The sequence below is a fragment of the Pseudoalteromonas sp. GW168-MNA-CIBAN-0100 genome (assembly GCF_040309225.1).
Lineage (GTDB): Bacteria > Pseudomonadota > Gammaproteobacteria > Enterobacterales > Alteromonadaceae > Pseudoalteromonas > Pseudoalteromonas arctica.
Genome location: NZ_JBEOOL010000886.1, coordinates 1 through 249, shown reverse-complemented (window position 1 = coordinate 249; position 249 = coordinate 1). Strand labels below are relative to the sequence as shown.

1 protein-coding gene is annotated in these 249 nt (G+C 45.4%); it reads right to left on the bottom strand.

Features of this window, described 5'->3' with window-relative positions:
* On the bottom strand, positions 1 to 249 hold a 249-nt coding region (locus AAEY62_RS23855; RefSeq protein WP_350636941.1), incomplete at both ends, for an FtsX-like permease family protein.

Here is a 249-nt window from a genome sequence, read left to right as displayed (position 1 = left end):
ATGCAGCCGAGTAAAGTGGTAAGCAGTGACTCTATGCTAATGAGCGTAAATAGCTGCCATGGCCGAGCGCCTACTGAGCGTAATATGGCAAGCTCTCTGCGGCGCTGATTAAGGTTAGCTAGGAGCGTGGTTAACATGCCAAGCAAGCTAATAATGACTACCACAACAGAAAATAGCAGCAGTATTTTTTCAACAATAGCGAGCATTTCCCATAACTCTTTTAGTGTTACTGTGGGCATAATACCCAGC